The sequence below is a fragment of the Bradyrhizobium sp. genome (genome assembly GCF_049798375.1).
In the GTDB taxonomy this organism is placed as follows: Bacteria; Pseudomonadota; Alphaproteobacteria; order Rhizobiales; family Xanthobacteraceae; genus Bradyrhizobium.
In genome coordinates, this window is the sequence record NZ_JBARGP010000413.1 from 1 (window position 1) to 1569 (window position 1569).

A 1569-nucleotide genomic window follows, 5' to 3' on the forward strand; every position below is an offset into this window, starting at 1 on the left:
TGACGGGCTCATGGGTTCGATCGCCGATGAGCTGACGCCGCCGCCGGCATCCGAGGCCGAAATTGCAGTGGCCGATTTCGATGGTGGCAGCGTTGCGGATCGCGCGACGCCAGACGTTCACGCCGAATCGATCGCGCCGACTGTCGAACCGCAAGCTGCGGCTGAATCTGAGCCCGAGAGCACGCCGGCAGCCGCGCCGGAGGCTCCGGCCGAGCAGGCCGAGGCAAAGGCCGATGGCGAGAAGACGCCGCGACGCTCGACGGTGCGCGAGAAGGTCAGCTTCGTCACGGAGTCACGGCCTGCGGCTCCGGTCGCCCCGGTGAATGGCAGCGAGACCGAACCGACGCCCCCTGCTCCACTGCCATCAGCGGCAGAACCGCCTGCGACCGAGGCGCCGCGGCGCGCCGGATGGTGGTCGCGCCGCTTCGGCGGTGGCGGCGAATAGCGCTCCGCCAGCAAGGACACCACAAACAAAACGCCCGGCCAGATGGCCGGGCGTTTTTCGTTGTGTTTGATGCGCTTTTGCGCGATCCGGAGCTAGCCGGTCGTGACGGCGGTCTGCACGTCGGACGGATCGATCTCCTGATTGAGCCGCTTGCGCAGCAGGCTCAGGTCGAGCTCGCCTTCCCACCACGATACGAACACGGTCGCGACGCCGTTGCCGGTGATGTTGGTGAGCGCGCGGACCTCGCTCATGAACTTGTCGATCGAGAACACGATAGCCATGCCCGGCACCAGCGCCGGATTGACGGCGGCGAGCGTCGCAGCAAGGGTGATAAACCCGGCACCGGTGACGCCGCTTGCCCCCTTCGAGGTCAGCATCGCCACCACCAGGATGATCAGCTGCTGTTGCAGCGTCAGGTCCACGCCGAGCGCATGCGCGATGAACAGCGTCGCCAGGGTCATGTAGATGTTGGTGCCGTCAAGGTTGAAGGAATAGCCGGTCGGCACCACAAGACCGACCACCGGCTTCGAGCAGCCAAGCCGCTCCAGCTTCTCCATCAGCTGCGGCAGCGCGCTCTCCGAGGAGCTGGTGCCGAGCACGATCAACAGCTCGTCCTTGATGTAGCCGATGAACTTGAAGATGCTGAAGCCGACGAAGCGCGCAATCAGCCCGAGCACGATCACGACAAACAAGGCCGCGGTGAGATAGAACACGGCGATCAAGCCGATCAGATCGCCGAGCGCCGATGGACCGAACTTGCCGATCGTGTAGGCCATGGCGCCGAAGGCGCCGAACGGCGCCGCCTTCATCACGATGGCGATGACGCCGAACACGGCCTGCGCGCCTTCGTCGATGATGTCACGCAGCCGGTGGCCGCGCTCGCCGAGCGCCATCAGCGAGAAGCCGAACAGGATGGCAAACAGCAACACCTGCAGAATGTCGCCGCGCGCCAGCGCGCCGACGACGCTGTCGGGAATGATGTTGAGGATGAAGTCGACCGTCTTCTGCGCTTCGGCCTGCTTGACGTAGCTGGCGACCGCCGCCGCGTCCGGGTGGGCCGCCAGGCCATGTCCGATCGGAATCAGATTGCCGACGAGCAGGCCGATGATCAGCGCGAAGCTCGA

General features: G+C 65.6%; 1 protein-coding gene and 1 pseudogene. One reads left to right on the forward strand and one right to left on the reverse strand.

Annotation, left to right across the window (positions count from 1 at the left end):
* Positions 1-445 (forward strand): annotated as a pseudogene (locus tag WA702_RS17580) (ribonuclease E/G); the annotation flags it as partial.
* Positions 446-537: 92 nt separating this feature from the next.
* Here the strand turns inward: WA702_RS17580 and WA702_RS17585 are convergent.
* Positions 538-1569, reverse strand: a 1032-nt coding sequence (locus tag WA702_RS17585) for a cation:dicarboxylate symporter family transporter (protein WP_425111810.1), incomplete at its 5' end; no start/stop codon positions are given.